This window comes from Bacteroides sp. NSJ-39 (assembly GCF_014287315.1).
In the GTDB taxonomy this organism is placed as follows: domain Bacteria; phylum Bacteroidota; class Bacteroidia; order Bacteroidales; family Bacteroidaceae; genus Bacteroides; species Bacteroides finegoldii.
In genome coordinates, this window is the sequence record NZ_JACOOB010000002.1 from 59,620 (window position 1) to 86,405 (window position 26,786).

The following is a 26,786-nucleotide window of genomic DNA, read 5'->3' on the forward strand; positions in this document are numbered from 1 at the left end:
TTGTATGAATCGATTAGTTCTTTGCTTCCGCCAGTTTTATCACTTCCTGCGCGATGATTTTCGCAGAATCGGGTAAAGCCAGCTTGGCTATATTCTCGCTTAATTCTTTTAATCTCCGCTCATCATTGACGGTGGTTAAAGCAACATCTACCAATGTCTTTTCCGCTTCGCTGTCTTTGACGTAGATGGCTGCCTGTTTGTCTACCAGTGCTAGGGCATTCTTAGTCTGATGGTCTTCGGCCACATTGGGGGAAGGTACCAGAATGACAGGTTTATGCAATAGGCAGAATTCAGAGATGGAGCCTGCTCCTGCACGGGAGATAACAAGGTCGGCCGCTGAATAGGCAGCTGCCATATCTTTGATAAAATCCGTTACATATAGATTGGGAAGTGCGCCTGCCGCTTTCACAGCTTCTGTCACTTGCGGATAGTAAAATTTACCGGTTTGCCAGATAAATTGTATGTTTCCGTTTTCTTTGATTGTCGCTAATCCGGCAGTCAGCGTGTTATTGATGGTGCGCGCTCCCAAGCTGCCACCTACGATAAGAATCGTTTTTTTGTCCGGTTGCAGATGGAAAGAACGTAGTGCGTCCTCTTTGGACGGCATATCTTTTGTCAGGTTCTGACGTACCGGATTTCCCGTCATGATAATCTTATCGGCAGGGAAGAATTTCTCCATACCGTCATAAGCTACACAGATTCTCCGGGCTTTCTGTGCCAATAGTTTATTGGTGACTCCGGCATACGAGTTTTGCTCCTGTATCAAGGTAGGTACTCCCATCATTCCAGCGGTCTTCAACGTGGGACCACTGGCGTAACCGCCTACGCCTACCGCTACTTGCGGACGGAAGTTCTTGATGATACTGCGCGCCTTCCATTGGCTGCGTATCAGTTTGATGATTACCGATACATTCTTCCATAAATGCTTGCGGTCGAAACCGGCTATCGGAAGACCGATGATTTGATAGCCCGCATCGGGAACCCGTTGCATTTCCATACGACCTTCCGCTCCTACAAAGAGGATTTTGGCGTCAGGGCGTAACTCTATTATCGCGTTTGCAATAGAGACGGCGGGAAAGATGTGCCCTCCCGTACCTCCACCGCTAATAATAATTCTAAGTTCTTTTTCCATCATAGTTCTTTTCTCCTATCCGTTTCGTTCAGTTGGCCGTTTCGTGCTACTGACCGTTCATCGCTTGTCACTCTCATCCTCGAATTTTGCATCGCTGTTCAAAATCTGTGCAGTTGGCTCGGCAGCAGTCTGAGCTTCCGAATTGGCGGCCGCATCTGTCGCGATCTGCAACTGAATCTGCGCATCGTGCGCTTTCTGTTCTTCCAGATGAGCGGTATATCGGCTGACGCTTAATATCATTCCGATGTAAGCACAATTAATCAATGTACTTGTTCCTCCTTTGCTGACTAGAGGTAGCGGTTGTCCTGTGACGGGGAATAGTCCGACGGCAACCATCATGTTCAGTATTGCCTGCGATACCAACAACAAGGCAATCCCCATCACAAGGAAGGCGGGAAAAGTCCTTTCGCATTTCTGGGCGATTCGTCCGGCCCGCATCAGCAAGCATAGATAGAGGAATACCACGAATATCCCCCCTATCAATCCCATCTCTTCGATCACAATGGCGAAGATAAAGTCGGAGAAGGCTTGACTGAGGAAATCGCGTTGTATTGAGTTGCCCGGACCTTTGCCGACTACATTGCTGGTAGCAATGGCGATTCGGGCGTGTGCTATCTGTGCGTCTTTATCAATATCGAACTTGGCGGCAGGTACCTCTTCATTTTCGAAGAAGCCGGAAACACGGTTCTGCCAGGTCTCGAAACGGTGAAGTCCCGGTGTATTGTGCAGTGTCTTTCCGGGAATGGCCATTAGTATTCCCACAGCGACTATGCCTACAAGTGCCATTAGCCCCAGCATACCGAACAGTTTCTTGGAAGATACCCGCCCGATGAACATCATCATACATACAACTCCGAATAGCAGCATGGCTGTTGAAAGGTTTTCCGGTGCAATAAGCAGAAAGACCAGTCCGGTAAGAATCATAATGTATTTGAAGGCTTTCGGATTGGCTCCGTATTCGTCCTGTTTCTTGGACAAGATAAATGAGACGGCAATGATAACCGCCATTTTTGCCAACTCCGACGGTTGGAACTGTAATCCCATAAAGGTCATCCAACGCGCAGCTCCGTTGACACGGTCGCCTGTAATGATACCCATCAGGGTGACAAATGCCAACAGTACCAGAGAAATCGGATACAGGAAGACCGGAAATACCTGAAACCATTTGTAGGGTATGTTGTGTAGAATTACCACTACTACTGCACCCACCATCAGAATAACAGAGTGCTGTGTAATCGGTCCCCAATGGTCGCCACTTTTATAGGTCAGTGTCGACGCTGCCGAGAACACCTCGATTATCGAGATGAGGCAGAGACAAAGGAAAATAATCCAGATTACCTTGTCGCCTTTGAATATGTTCTTTAATAAATCCAATCTTGCAGAAATTAAAAATTATAAATTAAAAATTAAAGGGCACGGACGCATTCTTTAAATTGCTCGCCACGATCCTCGTAACTCTTGAAGAGGTCGAAAGAAGCGCAGCAAGGACTCAATAATACGGTTTCACCTTTCTTCGCCAATTTATAGGCGGCTTCTACGGCGTCTTTCATGCCGGTTTGCACGTCTGCTACGGGCAAACCGAAACGGTCGAAGAAATCATGCAGCTTCTCGTTGTGAAGTCCCATATATACAAGAGCCGAGCACTTTTCGCGTACCAGGTCTTCAATTTCCGTATAGTCGTTTCCTTTATCTTTTCCACCGAGAATCAATACTGTTTTGGTAGTCATGCTTTGCAGGGCATACCAACACGAATTGACGTTCGTCGCTTTGGAGTCGTTGATGAAATCAATTCCACGGACACGTGCCACTTTCTCCAACCGGTGTTCCACGCCCTTGAAGTCGGAGAGGGCCTTGCGTATGTTCTCTTTGGTGATACCTGCCAGATTGGCTGAGATACCGGCTGCCAAAGAATTGTACAGGTTATGCTGGCCTGTCAAAGCCAATTCCTCCTGTTCCATATTGAAAGCAATCGGCTCGTTGATTTTCACTTCGTGATCTTCTACGTATGCAATCGCTCCGTCTTCCTTTACGGCTGCGAAAGGGTAGAGGTGTGCTTTCAGACCATGCTTTGCCAATTCGCGTTTAATGATAGGGTCGTCGTTCCAGAAGATAAAAGCGTCGTCCGGAGTTTGATTCTGGGTGATACGGAATTTGGCATCGATGTAATTCTGCATACAATGATCGTAGCGGTCCAGATGGTCCGGAGTAATATTCATCAATACGGCTATATTCGCACGGAAGTTATACATATTATCCAACTGGAAAGAACTCAGTTCGATAATATAATAGTCATGGTGGTCTTCGGCTACCTGCAAAGCCAGGCTCTTGCCGATATTGCCTGCCAAACCTACATTCAGACCTGCACTCTTGAAGATATGGTAGATGAGGGAAGTCGTAGTCGTCTTCCCGTTCGAACCGGTGATACAGATCATTTTGGCGTTCGTGTAACGTCCGGCAAACTCAATCTCTGATATAACCGGCGTTCCTTGAGCTTTCAGTTTCAGAATGAGAGGAGCGTCATTCGGAATACCCGGACTTTTGATTACTTCGTCGGCATTCAGAATGAGTTCTTCGGTATGGCGGCCTTCTTCCCAGTCAATGTGGTGGCTGTCGAGAAGTTCCTTATACTTGTCCTTGATGGCGGACATATCCGAAACAAACGTCTCAAATCCTTTGACTTTAGCGAGCACGGCTGCACCTGCACCGCTTTCGCCAGCTCCTAAAATTACTATTCTTTTCATTTACACTAATGTGCTCTTGTCTCCAATATGCTGAATTGCCTATTAGTTGTGCACATCCTTTAAAAGTTAATAATCGGGTTAATACTCTCTGATTCTTTATTGTTAATTCACGCCTCAGTTATCTTCAGCGTTTACCTTATTTTCAGCGTTATAATCGTTATGGCTGCCAGCACGATGGTCACAATCCAAAAACGGACAGTAATTTTTGATTCGTGGAACAGTTGGTCGGGCTTGGTGAACTTCACCGTACATCCCGGTTCTATCAAACTCATGGAAGTGCGGAAATGATCGTGAATCGGCGTCCGTTTGAACAGCCGTTGTTTCACTCCTTTTCGTTTTCCGGCTTTATAGTAAGCCCGTTGGAGAATGACCGACAGATTTTCTACGAGGAATACACCGCAGAGAATCGGTATCAGCAATTCTTTATGGATGATGATGGCGAATACGGCAATGATTCCGCCAATCGTCAGACTGCCGGTATCTCCCATGAATACTTGTGCCGGATAGGCATTGTACCAGAGGAAGCCGATCAATGCACCGATAAAGGCGCAGATGTAAATTACGAGTTCTTCCGATCCCGGAATGTACATAATGTTCAGATAGCCGGCAAACTCAATGTGTGATGATACGTAAGCCAATATCCCTAGCGTAGCTCCGATGATGGCGGAGTTGCCCGCCGCCATTCCGTCCATGCCGTCATTCAGGTTGGCTCCGTTGGATACGGCGGTAACGACAAAGATGGTGATGATAACGAACAGTACCCATCCGGCCGTTTGTGCGTGATCGCCCATGAAAGCTACCAGATCTGCATAGTCGAGGTTGTTGCTCTTAAAGAAAGGAATGGTCGTCTGGGTAGATTTCAAGTCATTCGTTCCGTGTACCACTTCCATCTCCTGTCCCGGATTGTGTATCTCGATGTTTTCGCGAATGACCACGTCCGGACTTAAATATAAAGTAAGTCCGACAATCAGTCCCAGACCTACTTGCCCGATGATCTTGAACTTGCCATGCAGTCCTTCTTTATCTTTCTTGAAAATCTTGATGTAGTCATCGGCAAAACCGAGTGATCCCAGCCATACGGTGGTGATCAACATAAGTATCATATATATATTATGCAACTTGCCTAAAAGCAGGCAAGGAATCAGGATGGCTGTAATGATGATGACGCCTCCCATACTTGGTACGCCTACTTTGTTGACGCCGAACGGGTCGATTTTCGCATCCCGTTGTGTCTCCGTGATTTGTTTCTTCTTGAGCAGGTTGATAAACTTATCTCCCCAGATACTCGAAATAAGTAGGGCGAGGATAACTGCCATCAGTGCACGGAATGAGGTATATCCAAACATTCCCGCTCCGGGAAAATTGAGCTTATGCAGCCATTCAAACAAATAATATAACATTTCTTCAGTGGTTGGTGTCTAATCGTTCAACATTCTCTTCACTTCTTCTTTGTCATCGAAGTGATGTTTTACTCCTTTTATCTCTTGGTAATTCTCGTGCCCTTTTCCGGCAATGAGTATTACGTCTCCTTTCTCAGCCAGCATACAGGCCGTACGGATGGCTTCCTTGCGGTCGGCGATGCTTAATGTTTTTCTCATGTCTTCTGCATCCAGTCCGGCCAACATATCGTTGATGATGTCTTGCGGCTCTTCAAAACGGGGATTGTCCGAAGTGATGATAACACGGTCGCTGGCTTTGGCGGCTTCCTTTGCCATGATGGGGCGCTTGCCTTTGTCACGGTTGCCACCCGCACCTACTACGGTGATTACTTTTCCTTTCCCTTCCAATACCCCGTGTATGGCATTCAGCACATTAGTAAGGGCGTCCGGAGTATGGGCGTAGTCGACAATTGCGGTAACTCCGTCTTTTGAACGCACAGCGTCGAAACGTCCTGCAACCGGATGCAGTGTGCTAAGGGCAACCAACACATCTTCTTCTTTTTTTCCGAGCAGGACAGCGGCACCGAATACCGCTAATAAGTTGGAAGCGTTGAACTTGCCGATAAACTGAACTGCCAACTCGTGATTGTTGAAATCAAGTAGCATTCCTTCAAAATGGGATTCCAACACCCGTCCTTTGAAGTCACTGAGACTTCTCAGCGAATAAGTATAGACTTTGGAACGTGTGTTTTGCGTCATTACCAGTCCGTTCTTGTCATCGAGATTGGTCAGACTGAACGCATTCTTCGGCAGGTCATCGAAGAACTTTTTCTTAGCTTTCAGATAATTCTCTACTGTCTTATGATAGTCCAGATGGTCACGGGTGAGATTGGTGAAGATACCTCCGGCGAATTTTAATCCGCTGATACGCTTCTGTGCGATCGAATGGGAACTGACTTCCATAAAGGCGTATTTACATCCTTCGTCTGCCATCCGTCCCAATAAACGGTTCAGCGTGATAGGGTCAGGTGTGGTGTGCTCCGTTGGAATCGGCTCGTCATCGATATAATTGCAGACTGTAGAGATAAGTCCTACTTTATATCCGAAATAGCGGAAGGTATTATATAATAAGGTAGCGATGGTTGTTTTTCCATTCGTTCCGGTGACACCGACCAACTCCAGTTTGGAAGTCGGATCTCCATAGAAGGTAGTGGCAATCTTACCTACCGCGTCCTCGCTGTCTTTTACTTGTATATAGGTAATTCCCTCCACCGGTTTTTCGGGCATATCCTCGCAGAGGATAGCGGTGGCGCCTTTACTGATGGCGGCGGGTATATAGGCATGGCCGTCGGCTTGCGTACCGCGCATAGCCATGAACAGTTGTCCGGCTTCTACCAAACGGGAATCTATGTTGATTCCGGCAATTTCTATATTTGAATCTCCGGCTATCTGTACCGGTTGGATTGCTTTCAGTAGCTCATTTAATAACATTACTCTATTTGTTTTTTAATCATTCACTATTTTAGCGTAAGCGTCACTGTCTGTCCTTTTCTAACAATGCTTCCGTTGGCTATCGACTGACTTTTTACCTTGCCCACTCCGACAAGATGCACTTTCAACCCTTTACTTTCCAGCAGGTATACAGCGTCTTTAGCTCCCATACCTATGACACTCGGTACAAAATTCTGCATATTGCTCCGACTTTCCAGCACTACGGCTTGTGGAGCCAGGTGGGTATTTCCCCACACTTCTTTTCCTGCGTCGGCTATTTTACCTTGCACCTGAATATTCAGTTCTTCCAATACCCGCTGAGCTTCCCTCATCTCTCCGGCTTTTACGTTCGGAATGACTACGGAATTCGTATCAATCGCATTGGTGAGCGGCAAACGTAAGTCTTTGGCGTATACTCTTTCGGCAATCCTGCTGAATACGCTACCTGCCATCAAACCTCCTGAGGCTGGTAGTCCCGGTTTCTGAATGGAAACAATCATGCTATATTTAGGATCCTCTGACGGGAAATAACCGCAGAAACTGACTAGATAATTCGTTCTCCCCGTCTTGTATCCGGCTGCTCCCTGTGAGATTTGCGCTGTTCCCGTTTTTCCCGAAACATGGAACTGTTTGCTTCCTGCCGGTTTGGCAAGTCCTTCACCTACTACTTTACGCAATATCATCTGTATGTCTGCCAATGTCTTGTCCGAACATATCTTCGGATTGATAACTTCGGTCGGATATTCTTTTACTATCTCTCCGTCTTTTATCGCTGCTTTTACGAACTTGGGACGCACCATTACACCTTTGTTGGCTATTGCATTGTAAAAAGTAACGATGTTCATCGGTGGTACTTGTGTCTCGTAACCGATACTCATCCATGGCAACGCGGTCTTTGAAAAATAACTTCTCTCTTTGGGTCCCCGAATGTTCGGCTTCCCTTCTCCGGCTATCTGCAGATGGAGAGGTTGGTCAATACTCATCCGTTTTAGTCCGTCGACAAACTTCTGCGGATTGCTTCCGTAGAAGTGGTCTATGATATACGATGTACCCACGTTGGAAGACACTCCTAATATCTCGGTGACAGTTAGTTTGCCGTATCCTCCGCGATGCCAGTTGTGGTCCTTCATCACGCGACCATGCATCGGCATTTGCCCGTTGCCTGTATCCACTACGTAGTCGGGAGTGATTTTTCCATCTTCAAGAGCTACCATAATGGAGGCCGTCTTGAAGGTAGAACCGGGCTCAAGCATATCGCTGATGGCGTTATTGCGCATTTCGTAATATTCTCCGTCCTTGCCCTGCATCATATTGACGATTGCTTTTACTTCTCCCGTAGCCACTTCCATCAGAACGACTACACCAACACTTGCATTCAACTCTTTTAACTTGTCTACCAATGCCTTTTCGCAAATATCCTGCATACCCACATCAATAGTAGTGAGGAGGTCGCAACCGTCAACCGGTGGTACGTCTACTATATTCAGGTATTTATTCATCACTTTCTGGCGATGTGTCAGTCCGTCCCGTCCTTTCAAGATGGTGTCAAAAGCCAACTCTATACCATTTCTGGCTCCTTTTGCCGTATCGGCATAAACATCTCCCAACGTACGTGCTGCCAACGAGCCAAACGGTTTTTTCCTCTGATTGTAGGCTAATTCCTTGAATCCTCCTTTGTATCGGTTCAGGCAGAACACAGGCAATCTCTTTACCTCTTTATATTGTATATAGGAGATGCGTTTCGGATAAATCAGATAGTTACGGCTCTTAGCCTGGCGCCCTTTTTTAAGATGTGCCTTAAATTGAGCGACACTCTTATCCGGGAAAATCTTGTTCAGTCCGATGCAGATTGAATCCATGTTGGCATTAAGAATGGAATCGCGTCTGACCTGATCTTTCTTTCTTCGTTTTTCGTCCTTCTCACCGGACATAAAGTCCATATATATCCTGTATTCGGGTAAGGAACTGGCCATTAGTTTACCGTCGGAGGAAATAATGTTTCCACGATTAGGCTTCACCGTTACGTTCTCTTTCACGAAACGATCGGCTACGTCCTGCCAATACTGACGCTCGGCAAACATAGTGATTCCTGCCTTTACGACAATTGCTACACCTATCAACGCCATCACGAGGATGACGAAGAAATAGCGGGTCATTATATTCTTTTTATTAACTGCCACAGTGCTTGTCTTTTAAAACTCCCAGATCTCCACCTATTTAATAAGGTAAGGAGGGTTGGTGGATGTCTGCAAATCACTCTCCTTACTAGAAATATAGTCTTCGATACGTGACTGGCGGCTCTTCTCCATCAGTTCCGAGCTACGTGTCAGCGCATCGTATTTTATATCTATCAGTTCCTTTTTCAACCGGTCTATCTCGATCTGTTGTTGCTGACTGGCATAGCGGTTATGGATGTAGAAGATGATGAATACCATGATCAGTACCAGCAACTTCGTCTGACGGCGGAAAAAGTCGGTAGCCAGAATGTCTCCACCCAGAATACTTTTTAGTGAGGTGCGTTTTTTCTTTTTTCCCTCTTCTGTTTTCTTATTTACTACTTCCTCTTCCATTTCTCTTTATTTCTTTTCTGCAATTCGTAATTTAGCACTTCTTGAACGCGGATTCCTTTCTATTTCCGTTTCATCGGGAACAATCACTTTGTTGTTGACAAGGCGGAAGGGGGTATTTAGATTCCCGAAGAAATCGCTTTCTGCTTTTCCCTCTACATTTCCGGTTTTCATAATGTTCTTCACCATGCGGTCCTCCAGTGAGTGATAGGTGATCACTACTAGTCTGCCACCCGGTTTCAATGCCTCTGTTGCTGCCAGTAACATTTCTTTCAAGGCTTCCATCTCTTGGTTTACTTCAATCCGCAGTGCTTGGAATACCTTTGCCAATTCCTTCTTTTCCCTTTCGCGGCCAAAAAGTGGCTTGATGACTTCCAAAAACTCTCCGATGGTACGGATAGCCTGCCCGTTCCGTGCTTTGACAATCACAGACGCGAGTTTACGGCTATTTTTTAATTCTCCATAGAGATAGAAAATGTTGGCGAGGCGTTCCTCTTCGTAAGTGTTTACGATATCGGCTGCCGTAAGTCCTGCACGTTTATTCATGCGCATATCCAGATCTCCGTCGAAACGGAAAGAGAAACCGCGTTCACTGTCATCAAAATGATGGGAAGACACACCTAGATCAGCTAAAATCGCATCTACTTGCTCTATATCGTGATAGCGCAGGAAATTGTGCAGGTAACGGAAGTTGCTGCGTACGAAAATAAAGTGGGGATCATCAACGATATTCCGTTCGGCGTCTTCATCTTGGTCAAATCCTAAAAGTCGTCCGCCTTCCCCGAGCCGTGAAAGAATCTCTCGCGAATGTCCTGCTCCACCGAAGGTAACGTCTACATACGTTCCGTCAGGGTGGATGTTCATCCCGTCAACGCTTTCTTTCAGCAGCACAGGTACATGATATGTCAGTTCATCTTTCTCCATCTTGTTTGTTTTCATCGTTCATAATTTCTTCTAATGCCGCTCCGAACTCTTCGGGTGACATAAACGGCTGTTCTGCCCGCTCCTTCGACCAGATCTCTATCTTGTTGTCGATGCCGATGAAGCGTATATCCCCATGTATATTGCAGATCTGTAAATACCGCTTGGGGATTAATATGCGTCCGTTGCTGTCCGGTGTCACCACCTCAACGTCGCTCACAAACTGTCTGAAAATGAGTTGATGCTTATTGTTCCACTTGTTAAGTCTGCTGCGAAGTTCGTTCAACTCCTCGTTCCACACGCCCTCTGGGTATAGAGTCAGGCAGTCTTGAAATACGTCTTTGCGCATAATAAGCCTTTCTTCAGAAGCAGCTTGTAATTGCTTCCTGAAGATAGCGGGAATGAACACTCTTCCTTTAGTGTCTGCTTTGGCTTCAATATTACCTAAAAAACGTATCATTACCTTATTATAATAAGAGACCGTAAAAGTATGAAATTCCCCACAATTCCCCACGATTTTCCACAAAAACTTTTAGAGAAGTTTTCAACAGAGTGTTAAATGTTGATTTACTTGAAAAAAAGAGCCCCGAGTGTCGGTATGTTCAACACTCGGGGCTCGTACAATTTAGTATCTTTTTAGTTAAGGTCTAGCGAAAATCTTTCAGGTCTTCCTGCAATTTCTGGCGTGTGAAGAAGATGCGGCTTTTTACTGTACCCAAAGGGAGGTTCAGTTTCTCCGCAATTTCTCGGTATTTGAATCCTGAAACGTGCATTGCAAACGGAACTCTGTATTCTTTAGGGAGTTTGTTGACTACCCGGTGCATCTCTTTCAGGTCGTATGCTCTCTCTGTACTTTCATAACTTGCATCTTGCGGCAAGTTCAGGTGGTATAAGTTGTCGGTTTGGTCAACAAATGTTTGATCGCGGACTACCTTGCGGTAGTTGTTGATGAATATATTGCGCATGATGGTGTACATCCATCCTTTAAAATTAGTATCAGGCATATATTTATCTTCGTTATCTAATGCTTTTAATGATGTCTCCTGCAACAAATCGTTTGCTTCTTCACGATCAGTTGTCAGTTTGTAGGCGAAGCGGAGTAATTCTTCTTGTACTCCTACTAAATCTTTTCTGAAGCTTAAACTTTTCATACTGTGTTGCTTTTAAATTGTGAATATTCGTTCGTAAATTTCGATGTTGCAATTTTACGGTATTTTCAGGAATCCGATGGGGGAAAATCAGACTGAATTTGACCTGAAAATTGTCAGCTGATAGTTTTTAGGTGGTATTTGATAGTTTTTGGGTGCTATTTTTTTGTGTTATGAACTTTAATCCTGCATTTTCTACCAAATTATTGCGATTAATAAAAAAGAACCGTTAATTTTGTGCCATCATTTTTATTTGAAAAGAATGACTGATGACTCTTTATTTTTGATTGATGTCGATAAGATTCTTCGGGCAAAAGCTCCGAAGCGATATAAGTACATCCCTAAGTTCGTGATTTCTTATTTGAAGAAAATTGTTCATCAGGATGAGATCAATGTATTCCTGAATGAATCGAAAGATAAAGTAGGGGTAGACTTCTTGGAGGCATGTATGGACTTTCTGGATGCGAAGGTGGATGTGAAAGGTATCGAAAACCTGCCTAAAGACGGATTGTACACCTTTGTGTCCAATCATCCGTTGGGAGGGCAGGACGGTGTCGCGCTTGGTTATGTGTTGGGGCGGCATTATGACGGGAAGGTGAAATATCTGGTGAACGACTTGTTGATGAATCTTCACGGATTAGCTCCGCTTTGCATACCTATTAATAAAACCGGCAAACAGGCAAAGGATTTCCCTAAGATGGTGGAGGCCGGATTTAAGTCCGACGATCAGCTGATCATGTTTCCTGCCGGTCTCTGCTCGCGTCGGCGGAATGGAGTGATTCGCGATCTGGAATGGAAGAAGACATTTGTAGTAAAGAGTATACAGGCGGAACGTGATGTGATCCCCGTGCATTTTGGAGGTCGGAACTCCGATTTCTTTTATAATTTGGCAAATTTCTGCAAAGCATTAGGTATTAAGTTCAATATCGCCATGTTGTACCTTGCGGATGAAATGTTCAAGAACCGACACCAGACTTTTACTGTAACTTTCGGTAAGCCGATACCCTGGCAGACTTTCGATAAATCGAAAACTCCGGCACAGTGGGCGGAGTACGTGAAAGACATTGTATATAAACTGTAACTGATAGAACAACTATAACAAGAAATATGGAAGAGATTATTAAACCGGTAAGCAAAGAGCTGCTGAAGGCGGAGTTGACGGAAGACAAACGCTTGCGAATGACGAATAAAAGTAATAATCAGATTTATATTATTACTTATCAGAATGCACCCAATGTAATGAGGGAAATCGGTCGTTTGCGTGAAATCGCTTTTCGTGCTGCCGGTGGAGGAACGGGGCTGTCGATGGATATAGATGAATATGACACTATGGAACATCCATATAAGCAGTTGATCGTATGGAATCCGGAAGCAGAAGAAATATTGGGCGGCTATCGGTATTTGCTTGGAACGGATGTGCGTTTCGATGAGAAAGGCGCTCCGATCCTGGCTACTTCCCACATGTTTCATTTTTCTGATGCTTTTATTAAAGAATACCTGCCGCAGACCATTGAACTGGGACGTTCGTTCGTTACGCTCGAATATCAGTCTACACGTGCCGGTAGCAAAGGATTGTTTGCTCTGGATAATTTGTGGGATGGGTTGGGCGCGTTAACGGTGGTCATGCCGAACGTGAAGTATTTCTTTGGAAAAGTGACCATGTATCCTAGTTATCATCGTCGGGGACGTGATATGATTCTTTATTTCCTCAAAAAGCACTTCTATGATAAAGATGAATTGGTTACTCCAATGGAGCCTTTGAAGTCGGAGACTTCCGAAGAAGAGTTGAAGGCTTTGTTCTGTAAGGATACTTTCAAGGAAGACTATAAGATATTGAATTGTGAGATTCGCAAATTGGGATATAACATCCCGCCGTTGGTGAATGCTTATATGAGCTTGAGCCCTACGATGCGGATGTTCGGAACCGCCATCAACTATGAATTTGGCGATGTGGAAGAAACCGGAATCCTGATTGCGGTAGATGAAATATTGGAGGATAAGCGGATGAGACACATCCAGACGTTTATAGAAAGCCATCCGGATGCGATGAAAATGCCTTGTGATAATGATGAAGCATTCGCTCCGAAAGTCGTTACACCGCAGGCAGACTGTTGCCGTTAATTTTACGATAAAGATCAAGAGCGAAGACATCGGTCATACCCGATATATAGTCAAGTACCGCCTGTATTCTTTCATAGAGTGCAGGCGCTTTTATATTATACTGGCTTGAAACCCGATTGATGAGCAACTCGGAATAGGCCTTTCCGGGAGAGGTTACCGCATCTATCATCAGTTCCAGCAAGGTACTGATGACGCGGAAACCGGCTAACTCGATGTCCAGTACATCCCTTGACCGGTAGATCTTTTTCAGGGATACTTCGGCGCAGTGCTTGTATGCGTTTGCCGGACGCTCGGATATATGTTTGATAAGCGCTCCTTCAAAAGTGCCGGATAGAATTTCCGCTTCGTGCTCCAGAAATACACGGGTACATTCGCGAATCAGTAATCCGATGACGGAAGAACGCAGATAAGCGATTTGCTCATTCGTGTCGCTGACAATGAGGAAGGTTTGTCGGATGCGTTCCCGGCGTTCTTCACTGAAATAGGCCATTAACAGTTCCTTTGTCTCTTCGGTAGTGAGGATTTTCAGTTTATGCGCATCTTCAATATCCATCATTTGATAGCAGATGTCATCTGCGGCCTCTACCAAGTAGACCAATGGGTGACGTGCATATTTCAACGGATGCTCATTAAGTAAGGTTAATCCCAACTCGGTTGCTATCTTATGGAAACTTTCTTCTTCGCTGACGAAGAATCCGAATTTGGATTTTGTGCCGGCAAGACTTGATGAAAAGGGGTATTTCACAATGGAAGCCAATGTCGTGTATGTCATTGCAAATCCTCCTTTCCGCCTACCTTCAAATTGATGGGTCAGGAGTCGGAATGCGTTTGCGTTTCCTTCAAAATGTGTCAGATCTTCCCATTCCATCGTAGAAAGTTGCTCTCCATCCGGCTGTATTTCTTTCAAGCGGAGTCCTTTCCCTTCAGAGAAGAATGTGGATATAGCCCGCTCACCGGAATGTCCGAAGGGAGGATTGCCCAAGTCATGCGCCAGACAAGCGGCGGAGACAATAGAACCGATCTCCGGTAAAAAGGATTCTTGAAGCTCCGGTTGGCGTTGCAGGATGGCTTTGGCTACATCATTGCCTAGAGAACGGCCGACACAAGAAACTTCGAGACTGTGTGTGAGCCGGTTGTGTACAAAGACACTGCCCGGCAGGGGAAATACCTGCGTCTTATTCTGTAACCTGCGGAAAGGAGCGGAGAAGATCAGACGGTCATAGTCCCGTTGAAATTCCGAGCGGTTCTCCTGTCGTACTTCGTGGAATTCTTCCATTCCGAAGCGTTTAGCTGATATTAATTGGTTCCAATTCATGGCAAATGTGTGCATTATTTATTATTTAACTGCAAACTTAACTATTTTTCAGTTCAAAATGTGTATTTTCGCCTGTTAATATAGTAAACGTGTATTTTATGAATATTCAAGTTATCAATAAATCGAAGCATCCGCTTCCGGCTTATGCCACAGAATTATCTGCAGGAATGGATATCCGTGCTAATCTTTCCGAACCTATTATATTGGAACCGTTGCAGCGTTGTCTGGTACCTACCGGATTATATATAGCTCTTCCGAAAGGATTCGAAGCGCAAATACGTCCCCGTAGCGGGCTGGCTATCAAGAAAGGAATCTCTGTTCTCAATTCTCCCGGAACGATTGATGCGGATTATCGGGGGGAGATTTGCATTGTTTTAGTCAATTTATCGTCCGAAGCGTTTGTGATTGAAGATGGAGAACGTATCGCCCAAATGGTGATAGCCAAGCACGAACAAGCCGTGTGGCAGGAAGTGGAAGTGCTTGATGAAACAGAACGTGGAGCCGGAGGCTTCGGTCATACAGGGAAAAAATGAAAAAGATAATACTATTCTTGCTGATAAATGCCTTACTGTTTCCTCTTTGCACGACTGTGCAAGGTAAAAAGAAAAAGGTGAGGAAGGAGGAGAAAACTGTTGTACTGCAACTGACGGAAGAGCAGCAACGTAAATATGACTATTTCTTTCTTGAAGCTATACGAATGAAGGAAAAGAAAGAATATGCTACGGCTTTTGGTCTGTTACAACATTGTTTGGAAATCAACCCGAACGCTTCGTCCGCCCTTTATGAAATTTCTCAATATTATATGTTTCTCCGTCAGGTACCTCAGGGACAGGCTGCTTTAGAGAAAGCGGTAGCTTATGCTCCGGACAATTATTGGTATAGTCAGGGATTAGTCAGCCTGTATCAGCAGCAGAATGAACTGGATAAGGCTGTGACTTTGCTTGAAACAATGGTTACTCGTTTTCCGGTGAAGCAAGACCCTTTGTTCAATTTACTTGATATTTACAGCCGTCAGGAGAAATATAATGATGTGATTTCCACATTGAACCGTTTGGAGAAACGTTTGGGAAAGAACGAACAGTTGTCTATGGAGAAATTCCGTATTTATCTTCAGATGAAAGATGATAAAAAAGCATTCAGGGAGATAGAAAGTCTGGTGCAGGAATATCCGATGGACATGCGCTATCAAGTGATACTGGGGGATGTATATCTGCAAAACGGAAAGAAGCAGGAAGCATACGAAGCGTACCAAAAGGTATTGGCTGTGGAACCGGATAATCCGATGGCGCTTTTCTCGATGGCTTCCTATTATGATCAGACTGGACAGAAAGAATTGTATCAGCAACAATTGGACACATTATTGCTGAATAAGAAAGTGGCGCCTGATACTAAAATTAATGTGATGCGTCAGATTATTGTGGAGAATGAGCAATCGGTCGCTAAAGACAGTACCCAAGTGATAGCCCTGTTTGATCGGATTATGAAACTGGACCAGGATGATCCGCAGATTCCCATGCTTTATGCACAGTATCTATTGTCGAAGAATATGGAACCGGAAGCAGTGCCTGTATTGGAACAGGTGGTTGATTTAGATCCCACGAATAAGGCTGCCCGCTTGATGTTGGTCAGCGCTGCCGTGAAAAAGGAAGACTACAAGCAGATTATAAAAGTCTGCGAGCCGGGCATTGAAGCTACTCCGGATGCATTGGAACTTTATTATTATCTGGCTATTGCCTATCATCAGGCAGAGCAGACAGACAGTGTGTTGAGTATTTGTAGCAGGGCATTAGAGCATATTACACCCGATACCCGAAAAGAGGTCATTTCGGATTTCTATTCAATTATGGGGGATATCTATCATACCAAAAAGCAAATGAAGGAAGCTTATGCTGCCTACGATTCAGCTTTGGTGTATAACCCTTCCAACATCGGTGCGTTGAATAATTATGCCTATTATCTGTCTGTAGAACGGCGTGATTTGGATAAAGCGGAAGAAATGAGTTATAAGACCGTAAAGGCAGAACCTAATAATTCGACTTATCTCGATACGTATGCCTGGATTCTTTTTGAGAAAGGCAACTATGCTGAGGCTCGTATTTATATTGATAATGCAATGAAGAGTGATGGAGGGAAAAGTGATGTGATAGTGGAGCATTGCGGGGATATTTATTTTATGACGGGTGATGTGGAAGGCGCACTGGGATATTGGAAGAAGGCATTGGAGATGGGTAGTGAGTCGAAAACATTGAAGCAGAAAATAGAAAAGAAGAAATTTATAGCAGAATGAAAAGAATAGTTTATCTATTGTTGGTTGTGGTTGTGTTGGCTGGTTGTAAGAGTTCGAAGCGCCTGGTGACTTCGGAGACAAAGGCACCTGTATCCAGTTATCTGGCTTCCAAGCTCCAACTGACTATTCCCGATAAAAAAGGAGGAAGCCTGTCGGTAGGAGGAACCATGAGGATGAAAACTCATGAGCGGGTGCAAATCTCTTTGCTGATGCCTATTCTGCGTACAGAGGTAGCACGTATCGAAGTGACTCCTGAGGAGGTATTGTTAGTGGACAGGATGAACAGAAGATTTGTTCGTGCAAGTAAAGAAGAACTGAAGGATATATTACCCAAGAATGCGGAGTTCTCTCGTTTGGAGAAGATACTGACAGATGCGTCTTTACCCGGTGGAAAGACAGAACTGACAGGAAAGGATATAGGAATTTCTTCGTTGGAAAAAGCAAAGGTGCAACTTTATGAGTTCTCTACGAAAGAGTTTTCAATGACTCCGACTGAGTTGAGTTCTAAGTACAGACAGGTTCCTTTGGAAGAATTAATAAAAATGTTGGTAGCTTTGTTATGATGAAACGTTTTTTTGTTATTCTTATCGGTTGCCTTTGGCTGGCAGTTCCGCTTTTCGCTCAATCGAACAAACTGATTCGTGAGTTGGAGAGCAAACGTGGTGCGCTGCAAAAACAGATTGCCGAGTCGGAAACGATATTGAAGAATACAAAGAAAGATGTAGGTAGTCAGTTGAATAGTCTGGCGGCATTGACCGGGCAGATTGAAAAGAGGAAACGTTATATCATGGCTATTAACAATGATGTAGAGGCTATCGAGCGTGAGCTGGCTTCTCTTCAACGGCAATTGAGGAGCTTGGAAAAAGATTTGAGAGATAAGAAAAAGAAATATGAAGCTTCTGTCCAGTACCTGTATAAGAATAAATCGATAGAGGAAAAACTGATGTTTATTTTTTCTGCCAAGAACTTGGGGCAAACTTATCGCCGTATGCGTTATGTTCGCGAATATGCTACCTATCAGCGTTTGCAAGGAGAAGAAATCCTGAAAAAACAGGAACAGATACGTAAAAAGAAGGCGGAACGGCAGCAGGTAAAGGCTGCCAAAGAGAATTTGCTGAAAGAACGTGAAGGTGAAAAAGTGAAGTTGGAAGCACAGGAGAAAGAAAAACGGACTTTGGTTGCCAATCTGCAAAAGAAACAAAGAGGATTGCAGAATGAGATTAATAAGAAACGGAGAGAGGCTAATCAACTGAATGCCCGTATTGACAAGCTGATTGCAGAAGAGATTGAACGGGCCCGTAAGCGTGCACAGGAGGAAGCCCGTCGTGAGGAGGCGGCTCGCAGGAAGGCGCAAGGCAAGGAAGGACAATCGGCTGGAACCGGAGCGAAAACGAAGTCGAAGCCTTTGGAGGTGTATACAATGAGTAAGGCGGATCGGGAGCTATCCGGCAATTTTGCCGCCAATCGTGGAAAGCTTCCTATGCCCATATCCGGTGCTTATATCATCACCAGTCATTATGGGCAATATGCGGTAGAGGGACTACGCAATGTGAAACTTGATAATAAAGGAATAGATATACAAGGAAAGCCGGGTGCTCAGGCACGTGCCATCTTTGACGGAAAAGTGGCGGCCGTATTCCAACTGAACGGATTATTTAATGTTCTTATCCGGCATGGGAATTATATTTCTGTTTATTGTAATCTGTCTTCCGCTTCTGTGAAGTCCGGTGATACAGTGAAAACTAAACAGCACATCGGACAGGTCTTTTCGGCTGGAACGGATAATGGACGGACGGTGTTGCATTTCCAACTGCGTCGTGAAAAGGAGAAACTGAATCCGGAGCCTTGGCTCAATCGATAAAGTGATAGTTGAAGATACTAAGAGTATAACGAGCGGACTTCTGTATTAAAGCAGAAGTCCGTCTAATAATTCCAGATATAGTCCGATAGCTTCTTCTATCTCTTTCAGCATAATATATTCTTCTGCCGTATGTGAACGTGAAGAACGTCCCGGTCCTATTTTTACCGATGGAAAAGACATCAATGCCTGGTCGGATAGAGTAGGGGAACCGAAAGGAATACGTCCCATTTTTATTGCTTTTTGGACAAACGGATGTTTCTCGTCGATCCGTGAGGAGTTGAGACGGAACGAGCGGGCTTTGGCTTCGCAAGAGATATGTTTCTTGATTTCAGCAAATAAATCTTCATTCGAGTAAAGCTCGTTGCTACGGATATCAACAACGAAAGTGCACTTATCGGGAACTACGTTGTGTTGAGTACCTGCATTAATTACAGTTACACTCATTTTTACCGGTCCTAGTAACTGCGATTCTTTATCAAAGTGATAGTCGCGGAACCAGGCAATATCATTCAATACCTTATAAATGGCATTGTCTCCCTCGTTGCGTGCGGCATGTCCTGCCTTGCCTGTGGCGGTAACGTCCAATACCATAAGCCCTTTTTCGGCAATGGCAGGTTGCATCTCCGTCGGTTCGCCTACGATGGCGAATGAAATGGGGGGGAGTCCAGGTAATACACTTTCAATTCCGTCTTTGCCCGATACTTCTTCTTCACAGGAAGCAAGATAAATCAAATTATATCTCTGTGAAGTACGACATAGTTGCAGAAACACCTGTAATAGAGATACAACACTTGCGCCTGCATCGTTGCTTCCCAGTCCATACAATTTTCCGTTCTCTTCACGTGGCGTAAACGGGTCTTTCCGCCAGCCGTTGACAGGTTTGACGGTATCTATGTGGGAATTGAGCAGTATAGTCGGCTTCTTCAGGTCAAACATGGGGCTAAAGCACCACACATTATTACCCTTGCGCCCGGTCTGCATACCTTCCATTTCAATATAATTTTGCAGGAAGTCTGCGGCTTGAGTCTCTTCCCGGCTAAGAGAAGGGATACTGATTAACGATTTAAGAAGGCTTGTAGCCTCTGCTGCCATAGTCGGAATATCATATTTCATACTGCAAATATTTTGTCTATTACTTAATATTTGCACAAAGATAGTCGTTTTGCGCAATTGTTTCAAATAAAACTAATACCTTTGTACCATATTTACTAATACAAAGAGTATGACTTATCATCATTTATCTGTCTTAGTCCATCGTCAGGCTGAAAAGTATGGCGACAAGGTAGCCTTAAGGTACCGTGACTATGAGACAGCTCAATGGATTCCGATCACCTGGAATCAATTCTCCGGAACTGTGAGGCAGGCTGCCAATGCGCTTGTTGCGTTGGGAGTGGGAGAACAAGAGAATATCGGTATCTTTTCGCAAAACAAGCCTGAATGGTTTTATGTAGATTTTGGTGCATTCGCCAATCGTGCTGTGACCATTCCATTTTATGCGACCAGTTCACCGGCACAAGCACAATACATTATCAACGACGCACAGATACGCTATCTTTTTGTAGGTGAGCAATTTCAATACGACGCTGCATTCAGTATCTTTGGCTTTTGCACCTCACTGCAACAACTGATTATCTTTGACCGTTCGGTCGTAAAAGACCCCCGTGATGTGTCGTCCATCTATTTTGATGAGTTTATGGCGATGGGAGAAGGACTTCCGCACAATGATGTGGTGGAAGAGCGTACGGGACGTGCTTCTTATGACGATTTGGCTAATATTCTTTATACGTCCGGAACGACAGGTGAACCGAAGGGAGTCATGCTTCATCATTCTTGTTATTTGGAACAGTTTCGCACTCATGACGACCGCCTGACTACGATGTCGGATAAGGATGTTTCTATGAACTTCCTTCCATTAACGCATGTATTTGAAAAGGCTTGGTGCTATCTCTGTATCCATAAAGGGGTACAGATCTGTATCAATCTCCGTCCGGCGGATATACAGACAACCATTAAGGAAATTCGTCCGACATTGATGTGCAGCGTTCCTCGTTTCTGGGAAAAAGTGTATGCCGGAGTACAAGAGAAGATCAATGAGACCACAGGAATGAAGAAAGCATTGATGTTGGATGCTATCCGGGTTGGTAAGATTCACAATCTTGATTATCTGCGGAAAGGAAAGACGCCTCCTGTGATGAACCAATTGAAATATAAGTTCTACGAAAAGACAATTTATTCTTTACTGAAGAAGACCATCGGTATTGAAAACGGGAATTTCTTTCCGACTGCCGGTGCTGCCGTACCCGATGAAATCAATGAATTTGTCCATTCGGTAGGCATTAATATGGTTGTCGGTTATGGACTGACAGAGTCTACGGCTACTGTGTCTTGCACATTGCCGGTGGGATATGATATCGGTTCGGTAGGTGTTGTATTGCCGGGAGTTGAAGTGAAGATCGGTGAGGATAATGAAATTCTTCTTCGAGGTAAAACCATTACAAAAGGATATTATAAGAAAGCGGAAGCTACGGCTGCTGCTATTGATTCGGACGGATGGTTTCATACGGGCGATGCAGGCTATTTTAAGAATGGGCAGTTGTTCCTGACAGAGCGTATTAAAGACCTATTCAAAACTTCGAATGGAAAATATATCGCTCCGCAGGCTTTGGAAACAAAGTTGGTTATCGACCGTTATATTGACCAGATTGCTATTATTGCCGATCAGCGTAAGTTCGTTTCTGCTTTGATTGTTCCCGTATATGGATATGTGAAAGAGTATGCGAAGGAAAAAGGTATTGAGTATAAGGATATGAATGAATTGTTGCAACATCCAAAGATTGTAGGGCTGTTCCGTGCGCGGATAGAAACCTTGCAACAACAGTTTGCGCATTATGAGCAAATCAAACGTTTCACCTTGCTTCCCGAACCATTTAGTATGGAGCGTGGAGAGCTTACCAATACATTGAAACTGAAACGTTCAGTCGTTTCTGAAAATTATAAAGACCTGATTGAAAAGATGTACGAGGAGAGTTGAGAGCCAGGCTTGAGATTCGATGTGAGATAAGTGTACGATTATAATTTATAACTTTTAATTTCTAATTTAAGAAGATGATTACTATTGAACAACTTAAAGACGTGAAAGAGCGCACGGATGCGCTGAGGAGGTATCTTTGACGTCGACGGGAAGAAAATTCAAGTTGAAGAAGAACAGTTAAGAACGCAGGCTCCGGGATTTTGGGATGACCAGAAGAAAGCTGAAGCCCAGATGAAGTTGGTGAAAGACCTGCAAAAGTGGATTGACGGCTATAATGAGGTCAAAACGCTGGCAGATGAACTTGAGCTGGCATTTGATTTCTATAAAGAGGAACTGGTAACAGAGGAAGATGTGGATACTGCTTATGCGAAAGCGCGTGAGGCGGTAGAAGCGCTTGAACTCAAGAATATGCTTCGTGATGAGGCCGACCAAATGGATTGTGTGTTGAAGATCAATTCCGGTGCCGGTGGTACGGAGAGTCAGGATTGGGCTTCTATGTTGATGCGTATGTATTTGCGTTATGCTGAGACAAATGGCTATAAGGCTACTATTGCCAACCTTCAGGAAGGTGATGAGGCCGGAATCAAAACCTGTACGATCAATATTGAAGGGGATTTTGCCTACGGTTATCTGAAAGGAGAAAATGGGGTGCACCGTCTGGTACGTGTCTCTCCTTACAATGCACAGGGTAAACGTATGACATCTTTTGCTTCTGTCTTTGTCACCCCGTTGGTAGACGACAGTATTGAGGTGAATATTGAGACGGCACGTATCTCTTGGGATACTTTCCGAAGCGGTGGCGCCGGTGGTCAGAATGTGAACAAGGTAGAATCCGGAGTTCGTCTGCGTTACCAATATAAAGATCCTTATACAGGTGAGGAAGAGGAGATTCTGATTGAAAATACGGAAACCCGCGACCAGCCTAAGAACCGTGAAAATGCAATGCGCCAGTTGCGTTCTATCTTATATGATAAAGAGTTGCAGCACCGTATGGCAGAACAGGCGAAGGTGGAAGCGGGAAAGAAGAAGATCGAATGGGGCTCGCAGATCCGAAGTTATGTATTTGACGACCGCCGTGTGAAAGATCATCGTACCAACTATCAGACTTCGGATGTGAACGGAGTGATGGATGGTAAGATAGAGGATTTTATTAAGGCTTATCTGATGGAATTCTCTTCACAGGAATCATAAAATACAAAATTAGCAACTGTTATTTTTGGAAAGTTAAAAGATTTGTCCTTACTTTGTTAGCGTTGAACTTTAAAGCTAACTATTATGGGCAAGGGTAAGAAAAAAGTAGCGATTAGTAAGAAGGAAGAAGAGCAGGCCCAGAAGGTTGTCAAAATAGTGTTTGTCTCATTAATTATTTTGGCACTGATTATGCTGATTGCCTTTTCCTTTTTCGGCTGATAATCTCACCACAGGTTTGTGTAATCTGTGGTGAGTTTTTTGTAATACTACTGTAACCGGATTGTCATTCTTGTGTATCCTTGCAGTTGTACTTTTGCTGCGGATTAAGTAGCAAACAACTGAAATGAGTAGAATTACAACAACAGTCGTAACATTATTGTTGGCGGCAACAGCTTTCGGACAGGCTAAAGAAGACGCCGGAGATGGTAAAAAATTAGATAAGCAGACGATGGAATGGAAAGACTATTTGCCCGAGATTCACGGAACGATTCGGGGAAAATACGAATTCCAGACAGAAACAGAGGAAAGTCGTTTTGAAGTACGTAACGCGCGCTTTAGTGTTTCGGGAAATGTGCATCCTTTGGTTGCTTATAAAGCGGAAATCGACCTTTCTGACGAGGGCTCTATTAAAATGCTGGATGCGTATGCACGTGTCTTTCCGATGAAAGATCTTAATTTCACGATTGGGCAAATGCGGGTACCTTTTACGATTGATGCTCATCGTTCTCCTCACCAACAGTATTTTGCCAATCGTTCATTCATAGCCAAGCAAGTAGGAAATGTCCGTGATGTCGGGTTCACTACTGCTTATAAACATACGAGTGGCTTCCCGTTTATTCTTGAGGCCGGATTATTTAACGGTTCGGGGCTTACCAATCAGAAAGAATGGCATAAAACATTGAACTACTCGGTTAAAGCTCAGTTATTGCCTGGCAAAAATTGGAATATAACACTCAGCACCCAGATGATAAAGCCGGAATCCGTACGGATTAATATGTATGATGCCGGTATTTACTATCAAAATAATCGTTTTCATATTGAAGCGGAATATCTATATAAAATGTACGGGCATGAGACGTTTAAAGATGTGCACGCTGTGAATAGCTTTGTCAATTACGACTTGCCTTTGAAGAAAGTATTCAATAAAATTTCTTTTCTTGCACGTTATGACATGATGACGGATCATAGTGACGGCAAAATAGATAAGACGACAAATGCCTTGGTTATAAACGATTATGCACGCCATCGTGTCACGGGTGGGATCACACTTAGCCTTTCAAAAGCTTTCATTGCCGACCTTCGTTTGAACTTCGAAAAGTATTTCTATAAAAAAAACGGTATCCCGAAAGAATCGGAGCAGGATAAAATCGTAATTGAATTTATGACAAGGTTCTGATTTTTATGATTACTTTTGTGGCATGGCACAAGAAATAGAACGTAAATTTTTAGTTATCGGAGAGTATAAGTCGTTGGCATTTGCGAAAAGTCGTATTGTGCAGGGATATATCAGCAGTGCTCGTGGAAGGACTGTCCGGATACGTATCCGGGATGATAAGGGATACCTGACTATCAAGGGGGCTTCCAACGCTTCCGGTACAAGCCGTTATGAATGGGAAAAGGAACTGTCTTTGCCGGAGGCGGAAGAACTGATGAAATTGTGTGAACCGGGAATTATTGACAAGACCCGTTATCTGGTGCGTAGCGGCAGGCATATATTTGAAGTTGACGAGTTTTATGGTGAGAATGAGGGGCTTGTGGTGGCGGAAGTCGAGCTGGCTTCTGAAGATGAGGCCTTTGTGAAGCCGGACTTTATCGGTGAAGAAGTGACGGGCGATATACGTTATTACAATTCCCAGCTAATGAAAAAACCGTATAAGATGTGGTGAACGTTAACAAATAAACCGTATATTTGTTCTTATAATAAAAAGGGTAGTATATGGAACAGTTATATGGTTATGTGCCACGAGAATTGGTTACCTTTATTCTGGTGACCTTATTCTCTTTGTTAATCGGACTCTCACAGCGCCGTATCAGTCTGAAGCGTGAAGGGGAGACAACTCTTTTCGGTACTGACCGTACATTTACTTTCATCGGTATATTAGGCTATCTTCTTTATATATTGGACCCTACGGGGATGCGTTTGTTTATGGGAGGAGGCGCCGTTTTGGGACTGTTGCTGGGACTGAACTATTATGTGAAGCAGGCTCAATTTCACGTTTTTGGCGTGACGACTATTATTATCGCCTTAATCACCTATTGTCTGGCTCCCATTGTGTCCACCCAACCTTCCTGGTTTTATGTCATGGTGATTGTGACGGTACTTCTGCTTACAGAACTAAAGCATACCTTTACGGAATTTGCCCAGCGGATGAAAAATGATGAAATGATTACGTTGGCAAAGTTTTTGGCTATTAGTGGTATTATATTACCTATGCTTCCACATAAAAACCTGATTCCGGATATAAATCTGACTCCTTATTCTATTTGGTTGGCAACAGTGGTCGTCTCAGGTATTTCCTACCTTTCTTATTTGCTGAAGCGGTATGTGTTTCATGAATCCGGTACTTTGGTGTCCGGTATTATAGGTGGGTTGTATAGTAGTACAGCCACTATTTCGGTACTTGCACGTAAAAGTCGGAAAGCTTCGGAGCAAGAGGCTACGGAGTACGTCGCAGCCATGTTATTGGCGGTCAGTATGATGTTTTTGCGTTTTATGATACTGATACTTATTTTTAGCAGGGAAATCTTTCTTTCTATTTATCCGTACCTGTTGATAATGTCAGTGGTATCCGCGATAGTAGGTTGGTTTGTTCATTCACGGCAGAAACTTCCTAAAGATACTTCTGTCGAGTCGGAAGAGGATGATAGCAGCAATCCATTGGAATTTAAGGTTGCGTTGATCTTTGCTGTATTATTTGTCGTATTTACGGTTTTGACACATTATACTTTGGTTTACGCCGGTACAAGCGGATTGAATTTGCTCTCTTTTGTATCCGGTTTCAGCGATATAACCCCTTTTATTTTGAACTTATTGCAAAATACGGGGAGCGTTGCCGTACTGATTATTACAGCTTGCAGTATGCAGGCGATTGTAAGTAATATATTGGTGAATATGTTTTATGCCTTATTTTTTGCCGGGAAAAGAAGTAAACTTCGTCCTTGGATTTTGGGAGGCTTCGGAGCAGTGATTGCCTGCAACCTTGTTTTACTATTATTCTTTTATCTTTAAGAAAGTCTCCTTTTTTCTATTTGTCATACAAACATCTTCTTTTTCGTTTACTTTCTGCTAATGGAAAGATTGAAAAACTTTGTTTTTCTTTTTTCTTTTTGTGTTTTATTAAAAAGTTGGTTTTATATTTGTTATCTTGTAATATTTAATCTACTTTTGCTGCTGATTAGCATTGTATTAGGGAACAATGTAGAACAAATAAGCAAAAATAAACGCGTAAGACGCAGGTTATGGGAAATGAGGGCGAAGGGCATAGTGCTTTCCTTGTACAAGGAAAGCCGGTGTCGTTTATATGTAAGCACAAAAAGATTTGGCATATTTCTAGAATAAAACTACTATTTTGTGTGTTGTTTTTATTCTTTTCCTTTTTAG

Annotated in this window: 24 protein-coding genes; 12 read left to right on the forward strand and 12 right to left on the reverse strand. The window is 43.9% G+C overall.

Annotated elements, in window-relative coordinates; genetic code table 11:
* Positions 1-13: 13 nt before the first annotated feature.
* The 10 genes from murG to H8S63_RS03140 form a co-directional block, all read right to left on the reverse strand.
* Positions 14-1,132 carry an undecaprenyldiphospho-muramoylpentapeptide beta-N-acetylglucosaminyltransferase gene (gene murG, locus H8S63_RS03095; RefSeq protein WP_186925855.1) on the reverse strand — a complete coding sequence of 373 codons (1,119 nt, stop codon included), beginning with the start codon at positions 1,130-1,132 and terminating at the stop codon, positions 14-16.
* A gap of 57 nt (positions 1,133-1,189) precedes the next feature.
* Positions 1,190-2,506 carry an FtsW/RodA/SpoVE family cell cycle protein gene (locus H8S63_RS03100; RefSeq protein WP_186925703.1) on the reverse strand — a complete coding sequence of 439 codons (1,317 nt, stop codon included), beginning with the start codon at positions 2,504-2,506 and terminating at the stop codon, positions 1,190-1,192.
* 32 nt (positions 2,507-2,538) lie between these two features.
* Positions 2,539-3,873, reverse strand: a complete 1,335-nt coding sequence (murD, locus tag H8S63_RS03105) for a UDP-N-acetylmuramoyl-L-alanine--D-glutamate ligase (protein ID WP_186925704.1) — start codon at positions 3,871-3,873, stop codon at positions 2,539-2,541.
* A 131-nt stretch (positions 3,874-4,004) separates the two neighbouring features.
* Positions 4,005-5,273, reverse strand: coding sequence for a phospho-N-acetylmuramoyl-pentapeptide-transferase (gene mraY / locus H8S63_RS03110; RefSeq protein WP_022276265.1), 1,269 nt, complete (start codon positions 5,271-5,273; stop codon positions 4,005-4,007).
* An 18-nt stretch (positions 5,274-5,291) separates the two neighbouring features.
* Positions 5,292-6,743 (reverse strand): UDP-N-acetylmuramoyl-L-alanyl-D-glutamate--2,6-diaminopimelate ligase, encoded by a 1,452-nt coding sequence (locus H8S63_RS03115; protein ID WP_007756532.1) that lies wholly within the window; start codon positions 6,741-6,743, stop codon positions 5,292-5,294.
* A 26-nt stretch (positions 6,744-6,769) separates the two neighbouring features.
* Positions 6,770-8,899 (reverse strand): penicillin-binding protein, encoded by a 2,130-nt coding sequence (locus tag H8S63_RS03120; protein WP_186925856.1) that lies wholly within the window; start codon positions 8,897-8,899, stop codon positions 6,770-6,772.
* A gap of 57 nt (positions 8,900-8,956) precedes the next feature.
* Positions 8,957-9,313, reverse strand: a complete 357-nt coding sequence (locus H8S63_RS03125; RefSeq protein ID WP_007756538.1) for an FtsL-like putative cell division protein — start codon at positions 9,311-9,313, stop codon at positions 8,957-8,959.
* A 6-nt stretch (positions 9,314-9,319) separates the two neighbouring features.
* Complete coding sequence (gene rsmH, locus H8S63_RS03130) at positions 9,320-10,234, reverse strand: 16S rRNA (cytosine(1402)-N(4))-methyltransferase RsmH (RefSeq protein WP_186925857.1); 915 nt, start codon at positions 10,232-10,234, stop codon at positions 9,320-9,322.
* Positions 10,221-10,691, reverse strand: a complete 471-nt coding sequence (mraZ, locus tag H8S63_RS03135) for a division/cell wall cluster transcriptional repressor MraZ (RefSeq protein ID WP_007756540.1) — start codon at positions 10,689-10,691, stop codon at positions 10,221-10,223. The genes rsmH and mraZ overlap by 14 nt, the downstream gene beginning before the upstream one ends.
* A 187-nt stretch (positions 10,692-10,878) precedes the next feature.
* The gene (locus H8S63_RS03140; protein WP_186925705.1) at positions 10,879-11,382 is read right to left on the reverse strand and encodes an RNA polymerase sigma factor; all 504 of its coding nucleotides are present in this window, start codon (positions 11,380-11,382) and stop codon (positions 10,879-10,881) included.
* Between the two features lie 259 nt (positions 11,383-11,641).
* Here H8S63_RS03140 and H8S63_RS03145 point away from each other — a divergent pair, with 259 nt between their 5' ends.
* Positions 11,642-12,460, forward strand: a complete 819-nt coding sequence (locus tag H8S63_RS03145) for a 1-acyl-sn-glycerol-3-phosphate acyltransferase (protein ID WP_186925706.1) — start codon at positions 11,642-11,644, stop codon at positions 12,458-12,460.
* Positions 12,461-12,486: 26 nt separating this feature from the next.
* Positions 12,487-13,500, forward strand: a complete 1,014-nt coding sequence (locus H8S63_RS03150) for a GNAT family N-acetyltransferase (protein WP_186925707.1) — start codon at positions 12,487-12,489, stop codon at positions 13,498-13,500.
* On the opposite strand, the gene H8S63_RS03155 is transcribed toward H8S63_RS03150, so the two are convergent.
* Positions 13,472-14,815: a deoxyguanosinetriphosphate triphosphohydrolase gene (locus H8S63_RS03155; RefSeq protein ID WP_186925708.1), complete on the reverse strand. Its 1,344-nt coding sequence runs from the start codon at positions 14,813-14,815 to the stop codon at positions 13,472-13,474. The two genes, H8S63_RS03150 and H8S63_RS03155, sit on opposite strands and share 29 nt — an antisense overlap.
* A 98-nt stretch (positions 14,816-14,913) precedes the next feature.
* Here H8S63_RS03155 and dut point away from each other — a divergent pair, with 98 nt between their 5' ends.
* Genes dut through H8S63_RS03175 form a run of 4 tightly spaced genes read left to right on the forward strand, consistent with a single transcriptional unit; the run spans position 14,914 to position 18,963 of the window.
* On the forward strand, positions 14,914-15,348 hold the full coding sequence (gene dut / locus H8S63_RS03160; protein WP_007756555.1) for a dUTP diphosphatase: 435 nt from the start codon (positions 14,914-14,916) through the stop codon (positions 15,346-15,348).
* A complete protein-coding gene (locus H8S63_RS03165; RefSeq protein ID WP_186925709.1) occupies positions 15,345-17,102 on the forward strand; it encodes a tetratricopeptide repeat protein in 1,758 nt (585 codons plus the stop codon). The genes dut and H8S63_RS03165 overlap by 4 nt, the downstream gene beginning before the upstream one ends.
* A complete protein-coding gene (locus tag H8S63_RS03170) occupies positions 17,099-17,665 on the forward strand; it encodes a DUF4292 domain-containing protein (protein ID WP_186925710.1) in 567 nt (188 codons plus the stop codon). Before H8S63_RS03165 ends, H8S63_RS03170 begins: the two co-directional genes overlap by 4 nt.
* The gene (locus tag H8S63_RS03175; RefSeq protein ID WP_186925711.1) at positions 17,662-18,963 is read left to right on the forward strand and encodes a murein hydrolase activator EnvC; all 1,302 of its coding nucleotides are present in this window, start codon (positions 17,662-17,664) and stop codon (positions 18,961-18,963) included. Before H8S63_RS03170 ends, H8S63_RS03175 begins: the two co-directional genes overlap by 4 nt.
* 45 nt (positions 18,964-19,008) lie before the next feature.
* Here the strand turns inward: H8S63_RS03175 and H8S63_RS03180 are convergent, their stop codons facing one another.
* A complete protein-coding gene (locus tag H8S63_RS03180) occupies positions 19,009-20,076 on the reverse strand; it encodes a M20 family metallo-hydrolase (protein WP_186925712.1) in 1,068 nt (355 codons plus the stop codon).
* A 109-nt stretch (positions 20,077-20,185) separates the two neighbouring features.
* On the opposite strand from H8S63_RS03180, the gene H8S63_RS03185 reads away from it, so the two are divergent.
* The 6 genes from H8S63_RS03185 to H8S63_RS03205 all read left to right on the forward strand — a co-directional run bounded on the left by H8S63_RS03185 (position 20,186) and on the right by H8S63_RS03205 (position 26,414).
* The gene (locus H8S63_RS03185; protein ID WP_186925713.1) at positions 20,186-21,994 is read left to right on the forward strand and encodes a long-chain fatty acid--CoA ligase; all 1,809 of its coding nucleotides are present in this window, start codon (positions 20,186-20,188) and stop codon (positions 21,992-21,994) included.
* A 74-nt stretch (positions 21,995-22,068) separates the two neighbouring features.
* Positions 22,069-23,185 (forward strand): peptide chain release factor 2 gene (gene prfB, locus H8S63_RS03190; protein ID WP_143865140.1). Its coding sequence is split into 2 segments (ribosomal slippage): positions 22,069-22,131 and positions 22,133-23,185, totalling 1,116 coding nucleotides; the frame shifts between segments, so codons are not numbered across the junction.
* Between the two features lie 84 nt (positions 23,186-23,269).
* On the forward strand, positions 23,270-23,404 hold the full coding sequence (locus tag H8S63_RS19915) for a hypothetical protein (protein WP_007756564.1): 135 nt from the start codon (positions 23,270-23,272) through the stop codon (positions 23,402-23,404).
* A gap of 124 nt (positions 23,405-23,528) precedes the next feature.
* Positions 23,529-24,581 carry a porin gene (locus tag H8S63_RS03195; protein ID WP_149923680.1) on the forward strand — a complete coding sequence of 351 codons (1,053 nt, stop codon included), beginning with the start codon at positions 23,529-23,531 and terminating at the stop codon, positions 24,579-24,581.
* A 22-nt stretch (positions 24,582-24,603) separates the two neighbouring features.
* Positions 24,604-25,071: a CYTH domain-containing protein gene (locus tag H8S63_RS03200; RefSeq protein ID WP_007756567.1), complete on the forward strand. Its 468-nt coding sequence runs from the start codon at positions 24,604-24,606 to the stop codon at positions 25,069-25,071.
* A 50-nt stretch (positions 25,072-25,121) separates the two neighbouring features.
* Positions 25,122-26,414 carry a DUF4010 domain-containing protein gene (locus H8S63_RS03205; RefSeq protein ID WP_022274834.1) on the forward strand — a complete coding sequence of 431 codons (1,293 nt, stop codon included), beginning with the start codon at positions 25,122-25,124 and terminating at the stop codon, positions 26,412-26,414.
* The last annotated feature ends 372 nt before the right edge of the window (positions 26,415-26,786 follow it).

Coding starts and splice junctions, on each gene's coding strand:
- H8S63_RS03145 (WP_186925706.1), top strand. CDS start 11,642: ATGACTGATGACTCTTTATTTTTGATTGATGTCGATAAGATTCTTCGG.
- H8S63_RS03175 (WP_186925711.1), top strand. CDS start 17,662: ATGATGAAACGTTTTTTTGTTATTCTTATCGGTTGCCTTTGGCTGGCA.
- H8S63_RS03200 (WP_007756567.1), top strand. CDS start 24,604: ATGGCACAAGAAATAGAACGTAAATTTTTAGTTATCGGAGAGTATAAG.
- H8S63_RS03185 (WP_186925713.1), top strand. CDS start 20,186: ATGACTTATCATCATTTATCTGTCTTAGTCCATCGTCAGGCTGAAAAG.
- murG (WP_186925855.1), bottom strand. CDS start 1,132: ATGGAAAAAGAACTTAGAATTATTATTAGCGGTGGAGGTACGGGAGGG.
- H8S63_RS03140 (WP_186925705.1), bottom strand. CDS start 11,382: ATGAAAAGTTTAAGCTTCAGAAAAGATTTAGTAGGAGTACAAGAAGAA.
- mraZ (WP_007756540.1), bottom strand. CDS start 10,691: ATGATACGTTTTTTAGGTAATATTGAAGCCAAAGCAGACACTAAAGGA.
- H8S63_RS03120 (WP_186925856.1), bottom strand. CDS start 8,899: ATGACCCGCTATTTCTTCGTCATCCTCGTGATGGCGTTGATAGGTGTA.
- H8S63_RS03150 (WP_186925707.1), top strand. CDS start 12,487: ATGGAAGAGATTATTAAACCGGTAAGCAAAGAGCTGCTGAAGGCGGAG.
- H8S63_RS03180 (WP_186925712.1), bottom strand. CDS start 20,076: ATGAAATATGATATTCCGACTATGGCAGCAGAGGCTACAAGCCTTCTT.
- H8S63_RS03115 (WP_007756532.1), bottom strand. CDS start 6,743: ATGTTATTAAATGAGCTACTGAAAGCAATCCAACCGGTACAGATAGCC.
- dut (WP_007756555.1), top strand. CDS start 14,914: ATGAATATTCAAGTTATCAATAAATCGAAGCATCCGCTTCCGGCTTAT.
- H8S63_RS03155 (WP_186925708.1), bottom strand. CDS start 14,815: ATGAATTGGAACCAATTAATATCAGCTAAACGCTTCGGAATGGAAGAA.
- murD (WP_186925704.1), bottom strand. CDS start 3,873: ATGAAAAGAATAGTAATTTTAGGAGCTGGCGAAAGCGGTGCAGGTGCA.
- H8S63_RS19915 (WP_007756564.1), top strand. CDS start 23,270: ATGGGCAAGGGTAAGAAAAAAGTAGCGATTAGTAAGAAGGAAGAAGAG.
- rsmH (WP_186925857.1), bottom strand. CDS start 10,234: ATGGAGAAAGATGAACTGACATATCATGTACCTGTGCTGCTGAAAGAA.
- H8S63_RS03205 (WP_022274834.1), top strand. CDS start 25,122: ATGGAACAGTTATATGGTTATGTGCCACGAGAATTGGTTACCTTTATT.
- H8S63_RS03165 (WP_186925709.1), top strand. CDS start 15,345: ATGAAAAAGATAATACTATTCTTGCTGATAAATGCCTTACTGTTTCCT.
- H8S63_RS03170 (WP_186925710.1), top strand. CDS start 17,099: ATGAAAAGAATAGTTTATCTATTGTTGGTTGTGGTTGTGTTGGCTGGT.
- H8S63_RS03195 (WP_149923680.1), top strand. CDS start 23,529: ATGAGTAGAATTACAACAACAGTCGTAACATTATTGTTGGCGGCAACA.
- H8S63_RS03125 (WP_007756538.1), bottom strand. CDS start 9,313: ATGGAAGAGGAAGTAGTAAATAAGAAAACAGAAGAGGGAAAAAAGAAA.
- mraY (WP_022276265.1), bottom strand. CDS start 5,273: ATGTTATATTATTTGTTTGAATGGCTGCATAAGCTCAATTTTCCCGGA.